General features: G+C 68.0%; 18 protein-coding genes. 12 read left to right on the top strand and 6 right to left on the bottom strand.

The window, feature by feature from the left end:
* Positions 1-63 precede the first annotated feature (63 nt).
* From AB0N75_RS06495 to AB0N75_RS06475, 5 genes are all read right to left on the bottom strand, one after another.
* On the bottom strand, positions 64-594 hold the full coding sequence (locus AB0N75_RS06495; protein WP_364646829.1) for a hypothetical protein: 531 nt from the start codon (positions 592-594) through the stop codon (positions 64-66).
* 101 nt (positions 595-695) lie between these two features.
* Positions 696-1,529, bottom strand: a complete 834-nt coding sequence (locus AB0N75_RS06490; protein ID WP_364646826.1) for an ABC transporter permease — start codon at positions 1,527-1,529, stop codon at positions 696-698.
* A complete protein-coding gene (locus tag AB0N75_RS06485) occupies positions 1,526-2,371 on the bottom strand; it encodes an ABC transporter permease (RefSeq protein WP_364647038.1) in 846 nt (281 codons plus the stop codon). Before AB0N75_RS06485 ends, AB0N75_RS06490 begins: the two co-directional genes overlap by 4 nt.
* Before the next feature lie 184 nt (positions 2,372-2,555).
* Complete coding sequence (locus tag AB0N75_RS06480) at positions 2,556-3,521, bottom strand: ATP-binding cassette domain-containing protein (protein WP_241913355.1); 966 nt, start codon at positions 3,519-3,521, stop codon at positions 2,556-2,558.
* 51 nt (positions 3,522-3,572) lie between these two features.
* On the bottom strand, positions 3,573-4,541 hold the full coding sequence (locus AB0N75_RS06475) for a LysR family transcriptional regulator (RefSeq protein ID WP_364646822.1): 969 nt from the start codon (positions 4,539-4,541) through the stop codon (positions 3,573-3,575).
* A 114-nt stretch (positions 4,542-4,655) separates the two neighbouring features.
* Between AB0N75_RS06475 and AB0N75_RS06470 the strand changes: the two genes are divergently transcribed.
* The 9 genes from AB0N75_RS06470 to AB0N75_RS06430 are packed head-to-tail and all read left to right on the top strand — an operon-like array spanning position 4,656 to position 14,359.
* Complete coding sequence (locus tag AB0N75_RS06470; protein WP_364646819.1) at positions 4,656-5,534, top strand: xanthine dehydrogenase family protein subunit M; 879 nt, start codon at positions 4,656-4,658, stop codon at positions 5,532-5,534.
* 3 nt (positions 5,535-5,537) lie between these two features.
* Positions 5,538-6,056: a (2Fe-2S)-binding protein gene (locus AB0N75_RS06465; protein WP_364646817.1), complete on the top strand. Its 519-nt coding sequence runs from the start codon at positions 5,538-5,540 to the stop codon at positions 6,054-6,056.
* Entirely contained in the window at positions 6,053-8,479 is a 2,427-nt protein-coding gene (locus AB0N75_RS06460) for an aerobic carbon-monoxide dehydrogenase large subunit (protein WP_364646814.1), read from the top strand. Before AB0N75_RS06465 ends, AB0N75_RS06460 begins: the two co-directional genes overlap by 4 nt.
* Before the next feature lies 1 nt (position 8,480).
* Complete coding sequence (locus AB0N75_RS06455) at positions 8,481-9,515, top strand: XdhC family protein (protein WP_364646811.1); 1,035 nt, start codon at positions 8,481-8,483, stop codon at positions 9,513-9,515.
* The gene (locus AB0N75_RS06450) at positions 9,499-10,107 is read left to right on the top strand and encodes a nucleotidyltransferase family protein (protein ID WP_364646808.1); all 609 of its coding nucleotides are present in this window, start codon (positions 9,499-9,501) and stop codon (positions 10,105-10,107) included. The genes AB0N75_RS06455 and AB0N75_RS06450 overlap by 17 nt, the downstream gene beginning before the upstream one ends.
* Positions 10,104-11,036: a MoxR family ATPase gene (locus tag AB0N75_RS06445; RefSeq protein WP_364646805.1), complete on the top strand. Its 933-nt coding sequence runs from the start codon at positions 10,104-10,106 to the stop codon at positions 11,034-11,036. Before AB0N75_RS06450 ends, AB0N75_RS06445 begins: the two co-directional genes overlap by 4 nt.
* Complete coding sequence (locus AB0N75_RS06440; protein WP_364646802.1) at positions 11,029-12,312, top strand: VWA domain-containing protein; 1,284 nt, start codon at positions 11,029-11,031, stop codon at positions 12,310-12,312. Before AB0N75_RS06445 ends, AB0N75_RS06440 begins: the two co-directional genes overlap by 8 nt.
* Positions 12,312-13,181 (top strand): SRPBCC family protein, encoded by an 870-nt coding sequence (locus tag AB0N75_RS06435; RefSeq protein ID WP_364646799.1) that lies wholly within the window; start codon positions 12,312-12,314, stop codon positions 13,179-13,181. Before AB0N75_RS06440 ends, AB0N75_RS06435 begins: the two co-directional genes overlap by 1 nt.
* A 2-nt stretch (positions 13,182-13,183) precedes the next feature.
* Complete coding sequence (locus AB0N75_RS06430; protein WP_364646796.1) at positions 13,184-14,359, top strand: XdhC/CoxI family protein; 1,176 nt, start codon at positions 13,184-13,186, stop codon at positions 14,357-14,359.
* On the opposite strand, the gene AB0N75_RS06425 is transcribed toward AB0N75_RS06430, so the two are convergent.
* Positions 14,277-15,197, bottom strand: coding sequence for a LysR substrate-binding domain-containing protein (locus AB0N75_RS06425; protein WP_364646793.1), 921 nt, complete (start codon positions 15,195-15,197; stop codon positions 14,277-14,279). The two genes, AB0N75_RS06430 and AB0N75_RS06425, sit on opposite strands and share 83 nt — an antisense overlap.
* Before the next feature lie 183 nt (positions 15,198-15,380).
* On the opposite strand from AB0N75_RS06425, the gene AB0N75_RS06420 reads away from it, so the two are divergent.
* From AB0N75_RS06420 to AB0N75_RS06410, 3 genes are all read left to right on the top strand, one after another.
* Positions 15,381-16,574 (top strand): cytochrome P450, encoded by a 1,194-nt coding sequence (locus tag AB0N75_RS06420; RefSeq protein ID WP_364646790.1) that lies wholly within the window; start codon positions 15,381-15,383, stop codon positions 16,572-16,574.
* Between the two features lie 60 nt (positions 16,575-16,634).
* Positions 16,635-16,961: a 2Fe-2S iron-sulfur cluster-binding protein gene (locus AB0N75_RS06415; protein ID WP_364646787.1), complete on the top strand. Its 327-nt coding sequence runs from the start codon at positions 16,635-16,637 to the stop codon at positions 16,959-16,961.
* Between the two features lie 137 nt (positions 16,962-17,098).
* The gene (locus tag AB0N75_RS06410; protein ID WP_364646784.1) at positions 17,099-17,425 is read left to right on the top strand and encodes a ferredoxin; all 327 of its coding nucleotides are present in this window, start codon (positions 17,099-17,101) and stop codon (positions 17,423-17,425) included.
* Positions 17,426-17,438: the final 13 nt, after the last annotated feature.

The following is a 17,438-nucleotide window of genomic DNA, read 5'->3' as shown; positions in this document are numbered from 1 at the left end:
AAGTGGTCGATGCGGTGGAAACGGTTGCCAAAGTCACCCGACTACCTTACCCAACCCTTTCGTTCAGCTGACAACCGTGCCGCTGACCGTGCCGCCATCCTCTTCCTTGTGGATCATGCCGCGGCCGTTGTGGGCGGTGATCTCCACCGTTTCCAAGGCGCGGTCCACCATGCCCTCGTCCTTGCCGCGGTAGTCGCGGATCACCTTGGCCTGGACCTGGATGATCTTGAAGCTGTGGTCCAGCTTTTCGTCCCGCACGGCGTTGGCGCGCGAGATTTCTTCATCGATGACGGCGGTGCCGCCACCGGGAGCAGGGTTCACGCGGCCGGCGTAGTCCGCCTGCACGCTGGCCAGCTTCTCCTTGGCCTTGCGGGTGGCGCCACGGACGCTGAAGACCACAAACGCGGCCAGGACCAGCCAAGCCAGCGAGACGGCGACGACGATCCAGCCGATGACATCGTTTTCGTTGGCAGCGAAGACGACCGCCACCAGGAAGACCAGCACCAGCACGGCCAGGCTGATGTTGCCGGCTTTGAGCGGCATCTGCCGGGCGGCGGACGAAACAGAAGAAGACTCGGGGCCAAGAGATCGCATGGGCCTATTCTCTCAAATCCGCGCGCCCGCGTGCGCCGACTCCGCCCACAGCGTGACGCGCCGGCTGCCACATGCCGCCCGGGTGCCTGCTCCCGGCCCTCTCAGTTCAGGAAGAGCTTGCGCAGTCGTCCGGTGCTCAGGATCAGTCCCAGCACGATCATGACCAGGAAATACAGCACATGGATCAGGATGGCGCCGGTGAAGATGCCGGCACTGAGCTGGCGCAGCATTTCCACTCCGTGCCAGAGCGGCAGGGCCTGGATCAACCACTGGATCGGTTCGGGGTAGACGCTGAGCGGATAGAACGTCGCGGAGAACAGGAACATCGGCAGCATGATGAAGGTGATCCAGTCCATCTGCTGGAAGGTCTTCATATAGCTGGTGATCGCCATGCCGAACGACGCGAAGCCGAAAGCCACCACCACGGCGGCGGGAATCATCAACAGCGCCCACGGCGAGGTGATCAAGCCCATTGCGCCCATCACCGCGGTGAACCCTGTGGCATAGAGCGCACCGCGCAACAGGGCCAGCAGGATCTCGCCCAGCGCCACGTCCAGCGGCCCCAGCGAGGTGTACAGCATCCCCTCGTAGAGCTTGGCGAAATGCAGCTTGAAAAAGACGTTCCAGGTGGAGTCGTACACGGCACCGTTCATCGCAGAGACGGCCAGCAGTGCCGGGGCGATGTAGTTCGCGTAGCCGATTTCCGTCCCGCCGGGGCCGGTGACGGTGCCGATCAGCGAACCCAGGCCAATGCCCATGGCCACCAGGTACAGGACCGGCTCCACGAAGCCGCTGACCATGATCGCCCAGTTGGTGCCCCAGGTGGCCTTCACGCCACGGGAGAAGACCGCGCGGACATTGCCCGCGTAGAGCGAGCCGAGCGGACGGCGGGACGGTTCCAGCCGCAGCGGCTGCGAAGCGATGTGCTGACTCATTTGCCCAGCCTCCTGATGTAGACGCGGCGCGCGAAGATCCAGCCCACCACACAGAGGACGGCCAGGTAGGCCACGTGCAGAACGGTCAGCCAAACGGGTTCCGCGTAGCCGTAGCTGAGCACCCGGCCAAGCTCCGTGGAGTGCCACAGCGGGGAAATCCAGCCGATCCAGCGGACCAGCAGCGGCATCGCCTCCAGCGGAAAGAAGGTGCCGGAGAAGAGGAACAGTGGCATCACGATGAACCGCTGCACCAGGGCGAATTGGCCGCGATCCTCTTCGATGCTGGCCGAGTACGCCATCAGCGGCAGCCCGAAGGACATCCCGGCCAGCGCCGCGGTAAAGATCATCACCCAGCCGGTCGGTTCAGCCACCGCACCGAACAGGACCAGGCACAGAAAGTAGAGCCCGGTGGTCAGCAGCAACCGGGCCAACACCCCCATGGAATGCCCGTTGACCAGTTGCTGGCTCTGCAACGGAGAGGCGTTCGGGCCGTAGTAGGTCTTGCGCCATTTGAAGCCGGAGATGACCGAGTAGGTGTTCTCTTCGCTGGCCACCATGATCGCGGCGGTGGCCAGCAGCGCCGGGGCCACGAACACTAGGTACGGCACCGCCTGGCCGTTGCCGGCGTCGAGCGACACGTTGGTATTGGCGTCCACGAGCGTGGCCAGCCCCACGCCCATCGCGAAAAGGTAGACCAGCGGCGTGCCGACAGCCGTCATCAGCACCGTCCAGCCGTAGCCGCGCAACTGCCGCAGCCAGTGCTCCATGTAGTAGAAGGACCCGAAATTGCGGGCCCGTTCGGCCGACTGCAGCGGTGAGAGCGGCGAGCGCAGACCGGTCACGGAACGGGTGAGGGCGTCGACTTCGCGCAGGGTCAGCTGCGCCGGGACACGGGCTTCCACCGATCCCGCGGCGGCAGCGGGATCGGGTTCGGGCGCCACGGTTTGGCCGGCAGCGGCAGACTCGGCCGAGGCTAGCGAGGCTGCTTCCGCCTCCTGCCCGCCGGGTACCTGCGAAGGCTGTTGCTCAGTCAATGAGGCTCCTGCCGGTCAGCCGGAGGAAGACATCCTCCAGGCTGGAGCGCCGCACCAGCGAGGTGATCGGGCGAAGCCCGCGGTTCGACACCTGCTCAAGCGCCGCCTCGCCGTCGTCGGCATAAATGAGAATTCGGTCGGGCAGCGTTTCAAGCCGCTCCCCGATGCCTCCCAGCTCCGGCGCCACGGTGGTATTCCGCTCGGAACCGAACCGAAGTTCCAGCACCTCGCGGGTGGAATGCTCGCGGATCAGTGCCGACGGCGAGCCTTCCGCCATGATCTTGCCCTTGTCGACCACGATCAGGCGGTCACACAGCTGTTCCGCCTCATCCATGTAATGGGTGGTCAGGATCAGGGTGACCCCCGCTTCCTTGAGCCGGAAGAGCCGGTCCCAGAGAATGTGGCGGGCCTGCGGGTCGAGGCCGGTGGTGGGCTCGTCCAGCAGCAGCACCTTCGGATCGTTCATCAGCGAACGGGCAATGGTCAGGCGCCGCTTCATGCCGCCGGAGAGGGCGTCCACCTTGGCCTTGGCCTTGTCCGTCAGCTGCGCGAATTCCAGCAGTTCGTCGGCCTTGGGCCGCAGGTAGGAGTACGGCAGACCGAAGTAGCGGCCGTAGACGATCAGGTTGTCGCGGACCTTCAGTTCCTCGTCGAGGTTGTCCTGCTGCGGCACCACGCCCAGATGCGCCCGCACTTCCGGTCCGTGTTGGTCCGGATCGAGGCCCATGATGCTCAGCTCGCCGGAGGTCCGCTGCGAGACGCCGCCGATCATCCGCATGGTGGTGGACTTGCCCGCACCGTTCGGACCGAGCAGTCCGAAGGACTCCCCCGGCTGGACGTCGAATGAGATGCCGTCGACGGCGTTGAAATCGCCGTAGGTCTTCACCACATTCCGGGCGGTGATGACGGCGGCGGGCGCCTGCTGCGGCAGCCGGTGTGAAAGAGATGTTTGAGGCACTGCTATAGCCTAGATCACATCACTGATTGAGGAAAGCCAATCGGGGTCATGTCAGCTCCATAAGGCCACGTGCACTTTGGAGCCGCGCCGGGCCAGGCCGCGGGGCCCTCCCGGCGCCACCATGGCCGCGGTGGCCTGCGCCGTGCCGGCGATGCGCTGCAGCGTCCGGGCAGCGGCCGTGGCCCGGCCATGGTCCAGGGTGCTGGCCCACCACAGTCCGGGCAGCGGGGTGCCCGCTGCGGGCAGCCGTGCCAGCAGGCCGCCGGCCAGTTCCGGCCGGACGATGTGTTCGAGCGCCAGCATGATGCCCTCGCCGGACCGGACGGCGGCCAAGGCGCTGGTCTCGCTGGACATCTCGATGGTCTCCGGCGGCCCGGAGAGGGGTCCCAGCCAGCGTTGCAGGTCCAGTCCATCCAGGCCGGCCGGCCCGGTGAACCAGCGATGGTCCGGCAACTGCTCGGCCAGGGCCGTTCCCTCCAACCGGGCCACCGGGTGGTCGGGCGACGACACCAGCACACGCTGGTAGCGCAGGAACGGAACCACCTCCAGCGCGGGGTGATGCGGCGGCTGCGGCCGGGATCCCAAAGCTATGTCGTAGGCGTGGTTGGCCAGCAAGGCCGCCATATCCGCCGCCGGTTCCACCACCACGTCCACCCTGGCCCCGGGCACCCGCTTGGTGTAGTAATCCACCAGCCGGCCGGCTGCGTGCTCGGCAAAATCCGCTGTGGCCAATACCCGCAGGCTGCCGGACGCGGCCTCGGCCTGGGCCACCTCGCGGCGCACGTGATCGGCCAGCCCCACGATTTCCTGGGCATGGGCCGCGAGCGCGCGGCCACCAGGTGTCAGGGCAATGCCGCCGCCGGCCCGGACGAACAGCGGATCGCCCAGATCCTGGCGCAGCGCGGCCAACGCGGCTGAGACCGCCGGCTCGCTGACCGCCAACTCCGCGGCAGCGGCCCGCAGCGAACCCAGCCGTGCCACCAAGGCAAAGGCCTTGAGCTGGTTCAAAGTCATGGACATCGCAGGTCATAACCTTTCGCTTATGAGGATCTTGACACCCCTTGGGGCAAGGAGCAACATGTGCCTCATGGGGGCCCTCAACGGTGAGGGTGACGTGTCTTTGAGGGGTAGACCATGCAGATTCCTGCTCCATTCGACTATGTGCGCGCCAGCGACGTGAACGACGCGCTGGCGCTGCTCGAACGGCACGGGCCGGAGTCCCGGCTGGTGGCCGGCGGGCACAGCCTGCTGCCGATGATGAAACTCCGGCTGGCCCGGCCTGAGTGGCTGATCGACATCAACGGCCTGGCCGAACTGGACTTCATGATGCGCGAAGGCAACGTGTTCAGGGTCGGCGCCCTGACCCGCCACACCACGCTCCTTGAGTCACCCGAGGTCGCCCGCTTGTTCCCGATCGTGACCGATGCCGAGCGGGTGATTGCCGATCCGGTGGTGCGCAACCGGGGCACCATCGGCGGCTCGCTCTGCCAGGCGGACCCGGCCGAAGATCTCTCCACCGTCTGCGATGTACTCCGCGCCGAGGCGGTGATCCGCGGTCCGGCCGGCGAGCGCGTCATCTCCATGGATGAGTTCCACCGCGGCCCGTACGAAACCGCCGTGAGCCAGAACGAGCTCCTGTTCGAACTCCGTTTCCCCATCCGCGCCAGATCAAGCAGTGCCTACGAAAAGGTCGAGCGCCGGGTGGGCGACTGGGCCACCGCCTCGGCCGGGGCCGCAGTGTCGCTGGCAGCCGACGGCACCATCGACGAGTCCTCGGTGGGGCTCACCGCGGTGGGCTTGGACGGCACGGTGGACGGGATCGGCGACCTGCTGGCCGGCCGGCGGCCGGACGACGACCTCTTCGCCGAGGCGGGCCGGATTGCCGCCGCCGCCTGCGAGCCGGTTGCCGACCAACGCGGCGGAGTCGACTACAAGCGGCATCTAGCCGACGAACTGACCCGCCGGGTGCTTCGCCGCGCCTGCGCGCGCGCATCGGAAGAACAGGAAGGCTGAACCATGCAGATCAGCATGAGCGTCAACGGCAACGAGGTGACCCGCGACATCGAACCGCGCGTGCTCCTGGTCCATTTCATCCGCGAAGAACTCGGCCTGACCGGAACCCATTGGGGCTGCGACACCAGCAACTGCGGCACCTGCGTGGTGTTGATGGACGGGCAGCCGGTGAAGTCCTGCACCGTGCTGGCGGCGATGGCGGACGGGCATGAGATCCGTACCGTGGAAGGGCTCGCCAGCGACGGCGGCCTGGACCCGGTTCAGCAAGGATTCATGGAGGAGCACGGGCTGCAGTGCGGCTTCTGCACCCCCGGAATGATGCTCACCGCCCGGGCCCTGCTGGATAAGAACCCGCATCCGGACGACGGTGAAATCCGGCAAGCGATCTCCGGCCAGATCTGCCGCTGCACCGGCTACGCCACCATCGTCCGCTCAATCCAATGGGCAGCGGATCATCCAGGCGGCAAGGGTGCCGCGGTGGACGCAGCCGGTTCCAGTGAAACTGAAGAGGTGACGGCATGACCACCATCCAGGACCGGCTGGCGTCCCAGGGCCCGTCAGACGGTGCCCGGCCGGGCAATCCGGCCGCGGGCGACAAGGACCGGCCGATCGGATTCGGCCGGATTCAGCGGAAGGAAGACCCGCGGTTCATCCGCGGCAAGGGCCGCTACGTCGACGACATTGTGCTGCCGGGCATGCTGCACGGCGCCATCCTGCGCGCCCCGGTGGCGCACGCCCGGCTGGTCTCGATGGACACGTCCGAGGCGCTGGCACACCCGAAGGTCAAGGCAGTCATTACCGGCAAGGATCTGGAGGCCCTGAATCTCGCCTGGGCGCCCACGCTGTCCGCGGACGTGCAGGCCGTGCTGGTGACGGACAAGGTCCGGTTCCAGGGCCAGGAAGTCGCGTTCGTGGTCGCCGAGGACCGCTACGCCGCCCGTGACGCGCTGGAACTGATCGACGTCGAATATGACATCCTGCCGCCGGTCATCGACGCCCGGAAAGCGCTCGACGCCGATGCGCCCGTCATCCGCGACGATCTGGCCGGCCGCACCGACAACCACATTTTCGATTGGGAGATCGGCGATGCGGACGAGACCGAGGCAGTGTTCGCCGCGGCCGACGTCGTCGTCGCCCAGGACATGGTCTACCCGCGGGTTCATCCGGCCCCGATGGAAACCTGCGGGGCGGTGGCGGATTTCGATCCGATCGACGGCGGCCTGACCCTGTACGAGACCACCCAGGCGCCGCATGCGCACCGCACCCTGTATGCGATGGTGGCCGGCATTCCCGAGCACAAGATCCGCGTGGTATCGCCGGACATCGGCGGCGGGTTCGGCAACAAGGTGGGCATCTATCCGGGCTACGTCCTCGCCGTCGTCGGGTCCATCGTGACCGGCAAACCGGTCAAGTGGGTGGAGGACCGCTCGGAGAACCTGATGTCAACCTCCTTCGCGCGGGACTACCTGATGCGCGGGGAAATTGCCGCCACCAAGGACGGCAAGATCCTGGCGCTGCGGACCAATGTGCTGGCCGACCACGGCGCGTTCAACGCCACCGCCCAGCCCACCAAGACCCCGGCCGGCTTCTTTAGCATCTTCACCGGCAGCTACGACCTGCAGGCGGCGTACTGCAAGGTCACCGGCGTCTACACCAACAAGGCACCGGGCGGCGTCGCCTACGCCTGTTCCTTCCGGGTTACCGAGGCCGCGTACCTGGTGGAACGCATGGTGGACGTGCTGGCCCGCAAACTGGAGATGGATCCGGCCGAACTGCGGCTGAAAAACTTCATCCGGCCCGAGCAGTTCCCCTACGCCAACAAGACCGGCTGGGAGTACGACTCGGGAAATTACGAACCGGCCATGCGGCTGTCCATGAAGCTTGCCGGTTACGAGGAACTGCGCCGCGAGCAGGCCGAGAAGCGCGAGCGCGGCGAACTGATGGGCATCGGAATCTCCTTCTTCACCGAGACCGTCGGTGCCGGCCCGCGCAAGCACTTCGACATTGTTGGCCTGGGCATGGCCGACGGCGCCGAACTGCGGGTCCACCCCACCGGCAAGGCGGTGGTCCGGCTGTCGGTGCAATCGCAGGGGCAAGGCCACGAGACCACCTTCGCGCAGATCGTGGCCGAGGAGCTGGGCATCCCGCCGGAGGACATCGATGTGGTGCATGGCGACACCGACCAGACGCCGTTTGGCCTGGGCACTTACGGCAGCCGCTCCACGCCGGTGAGCGGCGGCGCGGTGGCGCTGGTGGCCCGCAAAGTCCGGGACAAGGCGAAGTTGATCGCGGCAGCGATGCTCGAAACCCGTCCCGAGGACCTGGAATGGGAGAAGGGCCGCTGGTTTGTGAAGGGCGACCCCGGCGCGAGCAAGACGATGGCGGAAATCGCCTTGGGCGCCCACGGCACGGTGGCCCTGCCCGAAGGAATCGACGGCAACCTAGACGCAGTGGTCACGTACGATCCGCCGAACCTGACTTTTCCGTTCGGCGCCTACATCTGCGTGGTCGATGTGGACCCCGGCACCGGCCACGTGAAAGTCCGCCGCTTCATTGCGGTGGACGACTGTGGCACCCGGATCAACCCGATGATCATCGAGGGCCAGATCCACGGCGGGCTGACCGACGGCGTCGGGATGGCGCTGATGGAGATCATCGAATTCGACGAGGACGGCAACTGCCTGGGCGGCTCCTTCATGGACTATCTGATCCCGACGGCGATGGAGGTTCCGGACTGGGAGACCGGTTTCACGGTCACGCCGTCGCCGCACCATCCCATCGGCGCGAAGGGCATCGGCGAATCCGCCACGGTAGGGTCGCCGCCGGCCATCGTCAACGCCGTCGTCGATGCACTGGCGCCGTTTGGCATCACGCATATGGACATGCCGTGCACCCCCGCCCGCGTCTGGGAGGCCATGCAGGGCCGGCCGAGACCCCCGGTGTGACATGCCGCAGCGTGAGATGACCCTGGCCGCCAGGGCTGAGGAACTGAGCAGGCGGCGGGAACCTTTCGTCCGTGCCACCGTGGTCCGCGCCCAGCATCCGACCAGCGCCCGCGCGGGCGATACCGCGCTGGTGCTGGCCGGTGGCACCATCGAGGGGTTCGTGGGCGGGAACTGCGTGGAAGCTTCCGTGCGCGACTACGGCCTGCGGACCTTGGCCTCCGGCGAGCCGCTGCTGCTGCGGGTGATGCCGGGCGAGCCGGTCCGGAACCAGGAGGAGGGTGCGGTCACCGTGGCGAATCCGTGCCTGAGCGGCGGCTCGGTGGAAATCTTCCTGCAGCCGCAGCTGCCGGCACCACGGATAGTGGTGGTCGGCGCCAGCCCGATAGCGCAGGCACTGGCCGCGCTGGGGTCGGTGCTGGGCTACGAGCCGGAGCTGGTGTCCGGCAGCGCGGCGGAACCCCGGCCGGATGATGCGGCGCTCATCGTCGCCTCGCACGGCCGGGAGGAAGAAGCTGCCCTCACCGCGGCGCTGAAGGCCTCCGTCCCCTACGTCGCGCTGGTGGCCAGCGAACGGCGCGGCAACGACGTGCTCGCCTCGCTGGACGTGGACGAGGAACTTCGGTCCCGGGTGCACTGCCCGGCCGGACTGGCGCTGGGAGCCCGCACACCGGAAGAAACGGCCCTGGCCATCCTGGCGGAACTGGTCTCCGAACGCTCCGAGGCGGCCGCCGGCGTGCGGCCGACAGCCGTGGCGGGCGGCGTCAAGCCCTCGGCGGCGGCGGACGGCGACGAGTCGACGTCGGATTCTGGCCCTGCGGAACCTGGTCCGGGGGAATCTGGCGCGGCGGAGCCCATTCCGGCGGAGCCTGGCTCGGCGGAGCCCGCCACCGCGCTGGACCCGGTCTGCGGCATGACGGTTCCGGCCATTCACGCCACCCTGCACGTGGAACACGCCGGCAGCACCGTTTACTTCTGCTCCGCCGGCTGCCGGGCCACATTCCTCAAGGATCCGGAGCACTATGCCGTCATCTCCTGAACACCGGATCGCCGCCCTGGTGCTCGCCGCCGGAGGATCCCGCAGGCTCGGCAGGCCCAAGCAGCTGCTGCCTTACGGCAACGGCGTGCTGCTCGATGCCGTGCTCGGAACAGCCCGCGTGGCAGGATTCGCCCAGATCGTCCTGGCGCTGGGCGGAGCCGCCGAGGCGGTGCGCCGGGCCGTGGATACCAGCGGCTGCGACGTGGTGGACAACCAGGCCTTCGCCGACGGCTGCTCGTCCTCGATTGCGGCGGCCATCCCGGCGCTGCACCCGCAGACCGAAGCCGTGGTCCTGTTGCTCGGCGACCAGCCAGGGGTAACACCGGCCACGGTGCACACGCTGCTGGCCGCCCGGGGCGACGCGCCGCTGGCGGTGTGCCAGTATGACGACGGCGTGGGCCATCCGTTCGCGTTCCACCGCTCGCTGTTCCCGCTGCTGGCCCGGCTGCACGGCGACAAGGCGGTGTGGAAGCTGCTGGAGCAACGGGCCGCCGACGTCGTCGAGGTCGCCATCCCTGGTCCCATCCCGTTGGACGTGGACACCGAGGACGATTACCGGCAGCTCCTGGCAGCGCTGCGGAGCATGCGATGACCTCGGCGGCGCGGACGGACGCGCAGGACGGCAGCCAGCCGGACGTGCGGAACCGCGTTCCTGACGTGGAAGCGCTGATCGCGGCGCTGGACGCGGTGGACTACGTGGCCGATACCGGCCTGGCCACCGCCTTGTTCCTGGCCCTGCGGCTCCCGCAGCCGATCCTGCTCGAAGGCGAAGCCGGGGTGGGAAAGACCGAAGCCGCCAAGGCGCTGGCCCAGGTGCTGGACACTCCCCTGTACCGGCTGCAGTGCTACGAGGGCATCGACGCCGGCGAGGCGTTGTACGAGTGGAACCACCAGCGCCAACTGCTGGGCATCCGGCTGGCAGAAGTACAGCACAGTGAACTGGCCGAAACAGACCTCTTCGCCGAGAAGTACCTGCTGCGCCGCCCGCTGCTGCAGGCCATCGAGCACCCGGGACCGCGCCCGGCCGTACTGCTGTTGGACGAGATCGACCGCGCGGATGCCGAGTTTGAAGCGTTCACCTTCGAGCTGCTCGCCGAAGCGGCTGTCAGCGTCCCCGAACTGGGGACCATCCGCGCCGCGCATCCGCCGATCATCGTGCTGACCTCCAACCGGACCCGCGACCTGCATGACGCGCTTACCCGCCGCTGCCTGTACCACTGGATCGACTATCCGGCCCCGGAAAGGATCGCCGAGATTGTTCGGCGCCGGGTCCCGTCCAGCACCGAATCCATCGCGCTGCAGGCGGCCGCTGCCATCGCACGGCTGCGGACCCTGGACATGGTCAAGCCTCCGGGCATCGCCGAGGCCATCGATTGGGTGTCAGCGCTCAGCCTGCTGGGGGCGGACCGGCTGGACGCGGCGAGCGCCGAACGGACCTGGGGCTCGGTGCTCAAGAACCGGGATGATCTTGAGCTCGTCGCCGCCCGGGGCGGCGCGTGGTTGGTGGGCAGCCATGACTGAGCGTGGCATCAGCGGCGTGGTGCATCCCGCGGACATGGCGGCTTTTTGTGCAGGCCTCACGACGGCGCTGCGCCGCGCCGGGATGCCCACCTCGCCGGACCGCGCCGGCCGGCTGGCCGAAGCGCTGCGTCTGCTGCCGCCGGCCGACCGGACCACGTTGTACTGGGCCTGCCGTGTGGTGCTGGTCTCCGACCGCGAGCAGCTGCCGGTTTTCGACGCCGTGTTCGCGGTGCTCTTCGGCGGTGCCGCCGGCCTGATACCGGATCCGGCTGAACACCGCGGCGATCCGAACCACCCGCCGTGGTCGGGCCAAGGCGCCACGGAGCGGCCCACCGGCGCCGACAGCCCGTCCGACCACCGTCCGGCGCCCGACGCGGCCCTCCCACCGGGCATGTTCCCGGGCAGGGACGGAGCCGGTTCCGGTGAGGGGCCGCCGCGCGAATCGGTGCTGTTGATGGCGTCGGGGCAGGAGCGGCTGCACCAAACGTCCTTTGCGGAGCTGACCGAGGAAGAGACCGCCGTGGTGCGGCAACTGGTCCGCCGGATAGTGCTCTCGACTCCCGTCCGGGACAGCCGACGGACCCGCCGATCGGCCCGCAGCAGCTCCCGGCTGGATATCCGCCGCACCGCCCGGACCGCCCGCCGCAACGGCCCCGACGCCACCCGCCTGGTCTTTGCGCAGCGGCGGCCCAAGCCCCGCCGGCTGGTGCTGCTGTGCGATGTCTCCGGTTCCATGGAGTCCTACACGCGGGTGTTCCTCTCGCTGCTGCAGGGCGCGGCGGCGGGGGCCCGGGCGGAAGCCTTCGTCTTTTCCACCCGTCTCACCCGGCTCACCCGGCAGTTGGCTGTCCGCGACCCGGACGCCGCGCTGGCCCGGGCCGCCCTCGAAGTGCGGGACTGGGCCGGCGGCACGCGTCTTGCCGAAAGCCTGCACCGGTTCATTGACGACTACGGCCGCCAGGGCATGGCCCGCGGCGCCGTGGTGGTGGTCATCTCCGACGGCTGGGCGCAAGACGATCCCGCCGAGGTGGCCGCGCAGATGCAGCGGCTGCGGCGGCTGGCGTATCGAATCATCTGGATCAATCCCCGTAAGGTGGCGGTAGATTACCAACCGCTGGCGGGCGGCATGGCGGCCGCCCTGCCTTACTGCGACGCGTTCGTCAGCGGCCACAGCTACACCGCCTTGTCGGAGGTGGCCGCGGCCATCCGCTCCGACCGCAGCCAGGGCCCCGGCCCGCGGACCACCAACCAGTTCACCAGGCAAAGGACACGGTAATGCAGCTTGAGCGCACGTTCTCCGTCACCGCACCGATCGGGACGGTTTGGGAAACCCTGATGGACTTCGAACGGGTGGCCGGCTGCATCCCCGGAGCGCAGATCCTGGAAAAGACCTCCGAGGACGAGTACCAGGTGGCCATGAAGGTGAAGCTGGGGCCGGTGACTATGCAGTACAAGGGCACCTTGCATGTGGTGGAGCGCGACGCCGACGCCCGGCGGGCAACGCTGCAGGGGAAAGCGCGCGAAGCACGGGGACAGGGCGCCGCAGAGGCTTCGGTGACCATGCAGCTGTCCGAATCCGGAGCTGCCACCGAGGCCAGCGTCAACGCCGACCTGACGTTGTCCGGCAAGGCGGCGGCCATGGGCAAGAGCGTGATCGGCAGCGTCACGGACCAGATGCTGGCCGTATTCACCCAGAACCTGCAGGAAATGATCAAGGCGCAGGACACCAACACGCCCGACGCCGGTGCCGAGGCGGCGCCCGCGTCAGCCGCACCGTCGTCCGCCGCATCCCCATCCGCTACGTCGACATCCGCCACGTCTGCGGCCAAGGAGTCTGCGCCCAGGGAGTCTGCGCCCACGGCCCCGCCCCCGGCTGCCGGGACACAGCGCGGGTCCGCGGCCGAGACGCAGCCGGCCGCACCGCCGTCGTCCTCCTCCCCCGCCCCTGCATCGGCGTCGGCCGGACGGCAAGGCGAGAGCAGCCTGGACGGGCTTGCCGTGGCCAGGCAAGTGCTCGCGGACCAGCTGCGCAGCCCCGGCAAGGTGCTGGGGCTGGTGTTGGTTGCGGCGGCGTTGGCTCACCTTGCCGGCCGCCGGTCGGGGCGCCGGCAAGCGGTGGCATTGCTGCGGTCCGGAGGCGTGTGACCGTGCGGGACGTGTTGGCAAAGCTGCTGCCCGGCTGGCAGGCAGGCGAAACGGCGGGCCTGGCCACGGTGGTCCGCACCTTCAAGTCAGCGCCGCGTCCGCCGGGCGCGTCCATGGCGGTTACCTCCGGCGGGGAGGCCATCGGCTCCGTCTCGGGCGGCTGTGTGGAAGGCGCGGTGTACGAGCTGGCCACCGAGGTGACAGCGAGCGGCCAGCCGGCACTGGTGCGCTACGGCATCAGCGACGACGAGGCGTTCTCGGTGGGACTGACCTGCGGCGGAATCCTCGACGTCTTCGTGGAGCCGCTCTCCCGCGGGACCTTTCCCGGGCTCGACGAGGTTGCGGCCGACATCGCCGCTTCCCGCCCGGTGGGCATCGCCACGGTGATTGAGCACCCGGATGCGGCCTGGCTGGGGCGGCATCTGATCGTCCGTCCGGACGGCTTCGACGGCGATCTGGGAACCGAGCGCGTCAACCACGCCGTCGCGGACGACACCCTGGGGCTGCTGGCCGCCGGCCGGAACTCCACGCTGACCTATGGACCCGACGGGCACCGGCGCGGCGAGGGGATGCGGATCTTTTTCGGCAGCTTCGCGCCGCGGCCGCGGATGCTGGTCTTCGGCGCCATCGACTTCGCCGCGGCCCTGGCCCGGATGGGAACCTTCCTGGGCTACCAGGTCACCGTCTGCGATGCCCGGCCGGTCTTCGCCACCCGCGCGCGCTTCCCGGAGGCGGACGAGGTGGTGGTGCAGTGGCCGCACCGGTATCTAACCGAGCAGCTGCAGCAGGACTTGCTGGATGACCGCACGGTCATTTGCGTGCTGACCCACGACCCCAAGTTCGATGTGCCGCTGCTGGAGGTTGCCCTGCGCGGGGGCAAAGCCGCTTATGTGGGCGCGATGGGCTCACGGCGCACACACGACGACCGCCTGCAGCGGCTGCGCGAAGCGGGCCTCACCAGCGAGGAACTGTCCCGCTTGCACAGCCCGGTGGGGCTGGACCTGGGGGCACGTACCCCTGAGGAAACCGCGGTGTCCATCGCGGCCGAAATCATCGCCCGGCAATGGGGCGGCGGCGGCCAACCACTGGGCGAACTCAGCGACCGGATCCACCACGACGAGGCGCATGAGCCTCAACCGCAAACCGCACCATCTCTGCAGCCCGGTCGGTCAGCCTGATCCCCTCGGGCCAGACGATCTTCACGTCCACCGGACGGACCGCTGGCTCGATCGGCAGCGCCGTGAAGGGTCTGCCCTCATACGTTGCGTCGCCGGCCGGGCGCTGCACCAGCACCGAGTAGCCGATGCCGCGCCCCACCAGCGAACGGGTCAGCTCGAAATCCGTGGTCCGGTACCGGATCCGGGGCACCACCGAGGCGTCCCGGAACACCGCCATGGTGTGATGGCTGCTGGGCGGGGCGTCCAGCAGGATCATCGGCTCCTCGGCAAGCTCGGCCAGCGCCACTGTTTCCCGGCTGGCCAACCGGTGGCCGGCGGGCAACAGCGCGTAGGCCTGCATGCTGTCCAGCTGCACCGACTCCAGCCCGGGCCGAAGGTCCATGTCATACACGATGGCCAGGTCCAGTTCGCCCGCCACCAGCTTGTCCTGGACTGCGTCCTGGGTTCCTTCGACGAAGTCCAGCTGCACTTTCGGGTGCTCGGCGGCGAAGAATTCAAGCAGCCCGGGGAGAATGGTCGGCGCCAAGGTCAGGTAGCAGCCAACCACAAGCGGGCCCGCCAGCTCTCCCCCGCCGCTGCTGGTGCTGAGTTCCAGTTCCTCGGCTTCGCGCAGGAAGGCCGCCGCCCGCGCATGCAGCTGCCGGCCCGCCGGGGTCAGGCTGACTCCATGGGCCTTGCGCCGGACGGTCAACTGCGTGCCGAAGATCCGCTCGAGCTCTTTCACCGCCGCTGCGACCGCGGTCTGCGAGACATGCAGTTCGTCCGCTGCGGCGGCAATGGTGCCGGCGTCGGCCACTGCGACGAAGTACGCAAGCTGCCGCAGCGTGTACCGGACCACGAAGACCTCCTGACGCCAGCATGCTTCCAAAGTTTTTCGGTGGATAATTCCGCAAAATATGAACTTTACCGGCGGATATGTCTGCTGTCACACTCATTCGAGACACGCCTCACGCCGCGATGGTGAGAGGTAAGCCGGAATCCGGGATGCAGGTCCCGGCCGCTACTCGCCAGGAGACCGAGCATGACCACCGCAGCTACCGCCGCCCACCCGGTTCCCACCGCGGATTGGGTCACCATCCCGGACCTCTACCGGAACCCGTATCCGATCTACCAAAGGATGCGCGCCGAGTCCCCGGTGCACTGGGTGCCCGCGGTCAACCGGTACATGGTCACCAGCTACCGGGCCTGCCATGTGATCGAACAGGACCAGGAACGCTTTTCCGCCGACGAGACCAACTCGCTGATGAAGCGGGCCATGGGGCACTCGATGCTGCGCAAGGACGACCCGGAACATGATGTGGACCGGAAGTCCTACGGAAACGTGCTGCGGCCCAAGGCGATCAAGGAACATTGGAACGCCATTTTCCAGTCCAACAGCGACAAATATCTGGCGCAACTGAAGGCGGCGGGATCGGGCGCCGACTTCATCTGGGACTACGCCGCCCCCTACGCCGCGGAAAACCTGCGCCTGATCATGGGCTTCCACAACGCCAGCCAGGAAGACATGCAGCGGTGGTCGCAGACCATGATCGACGGCACCGGCAACTACGCCGACGATCCCGAGGTCTGGGCCAAGTCGGAACAGTCCTACAACGAAGTCGACGACGCGATCGACGAGATCCTGCCCTACCTGCGCAAGAACCCAGACTCCAGCCTGCTCTCCGGCATGACGTCGATGCCGATCCCGCTCGAAGCCATCCGGGCGAACATGAAGATGACCATCGGCGGTGGGCTGAACGAACCGCGCGACGTCCTGGGCACCACGGTGTGGGCGTTGCTGGCCAACCCGGATCAGCTGGCCCAGGTGCTGGCCGATGAGACGCTGTACGCCCGGGCGTTCGAAGAATCAGTGCGCTGGGTGGCCCCCATCGGCATGTACCCGCGGGAGACCACCGCCGAGACAGTGCTCGAAGGCGTGCAACTGCCGGCCGGCGCCCGGCTCGGCATCGTGGTGGGCGCTGCCAACCGCGATCCGGCGGTCTTCGAGGATCCGGAGTCGTTCAACATCAACCGGGAGAAGAAACCGCATCTGGCCTTCGGCGGCGGCAACCACTTCTGCGCCGGCGCCTGGGTGGCCCGGGCCTCGGTGGCACAGATCGCCATGCCGCAGGTCTTCCGCGAACTGCCGAACCTCCGCTTGGACCCGGACAACGCGCCGGTAGACGCCGGCTGGGTCTTCCGCGGCATGACCAAAATGCCGGTGCTCTGGGGTTAAGGCCCGGTGCTTCTTCACTTCCCTCCCCAACCTCCCCGCCTACAGCAAGGACAATTCCCCATGGCAAAGATCAGCTTCCACCACTCCGACGGCAACGTTGATGTCCTGGACGTGGACCCCGGCACCTCGCTGATGCGGGCCGCGGTTACCAACGGCGTGGCCGGCATCGTCGGCGAATGCGGCGGCCAGGCCATGTGCGCCACGTGCCACGTCTACGTTCGGCCGGAGTACCTCGACGGGCTGCCGGAAATCGGCGACGACGAAGAGGAAATGCTCGACTGCACCGCTGGTCCGCGGGACGAGACGCGCAGCCGGCTGGGCTGCCAGATCACGGTCGGCGACGAACTGGAGCAGATCGAAGTGGACGTCCCCGACGACCAGATTTGAGCCCTGCGGGCCCGGCGGGCGCCGGCTGGCGCGAGCGACCCGCAACCTAAGCTGGCCTAATCCGCCTCTGCTACCGCCAACCGTCGCGCCATGCTGCACCTACGATCAAGGTTCAGACCCAAACAAGGAGAAGAATCTTGGCGAAGATCACCTACCACCAGGCCGACGGGAACGTCGATAGCCTGGACGCCGAGGCCGGCATGACAGTCATGATGACAGCGGTGATCAACGGTGTTGGCGGAATCATCGGCGAATGCGGTGGCCAGGCCATCTACGCCACCTGCCACGTTTACGTCCGGGACGAATGCCTCGACGGACTGCCCGCCATCAGCGCCGCCGAAGAAGAAATGCTTGAAACCACCGCTTCTCCCCGCGATCCGGCCCGCAGCCGTCTTGGCTGCCAGCTCACGGCCGGAGACCACTTCGATGACATCGAAGTCGACATTCCCGACGAACAGAGCTGACCCGGCCGCCGGC

The organism is Arthrobacter sp. NPDC089319, assembly GCF_040684925.1.
Lineage (GTDB): Bacteria > Actinomycetota > Actinomycetes > Actinomycetales > Micrococcaceae > Crystallibacter.
The sequence above is the reverse complement of the archived record's forward strand: the minus strand, read 5'-3'. Positions and strand labels throughout refer to the sequence as shown.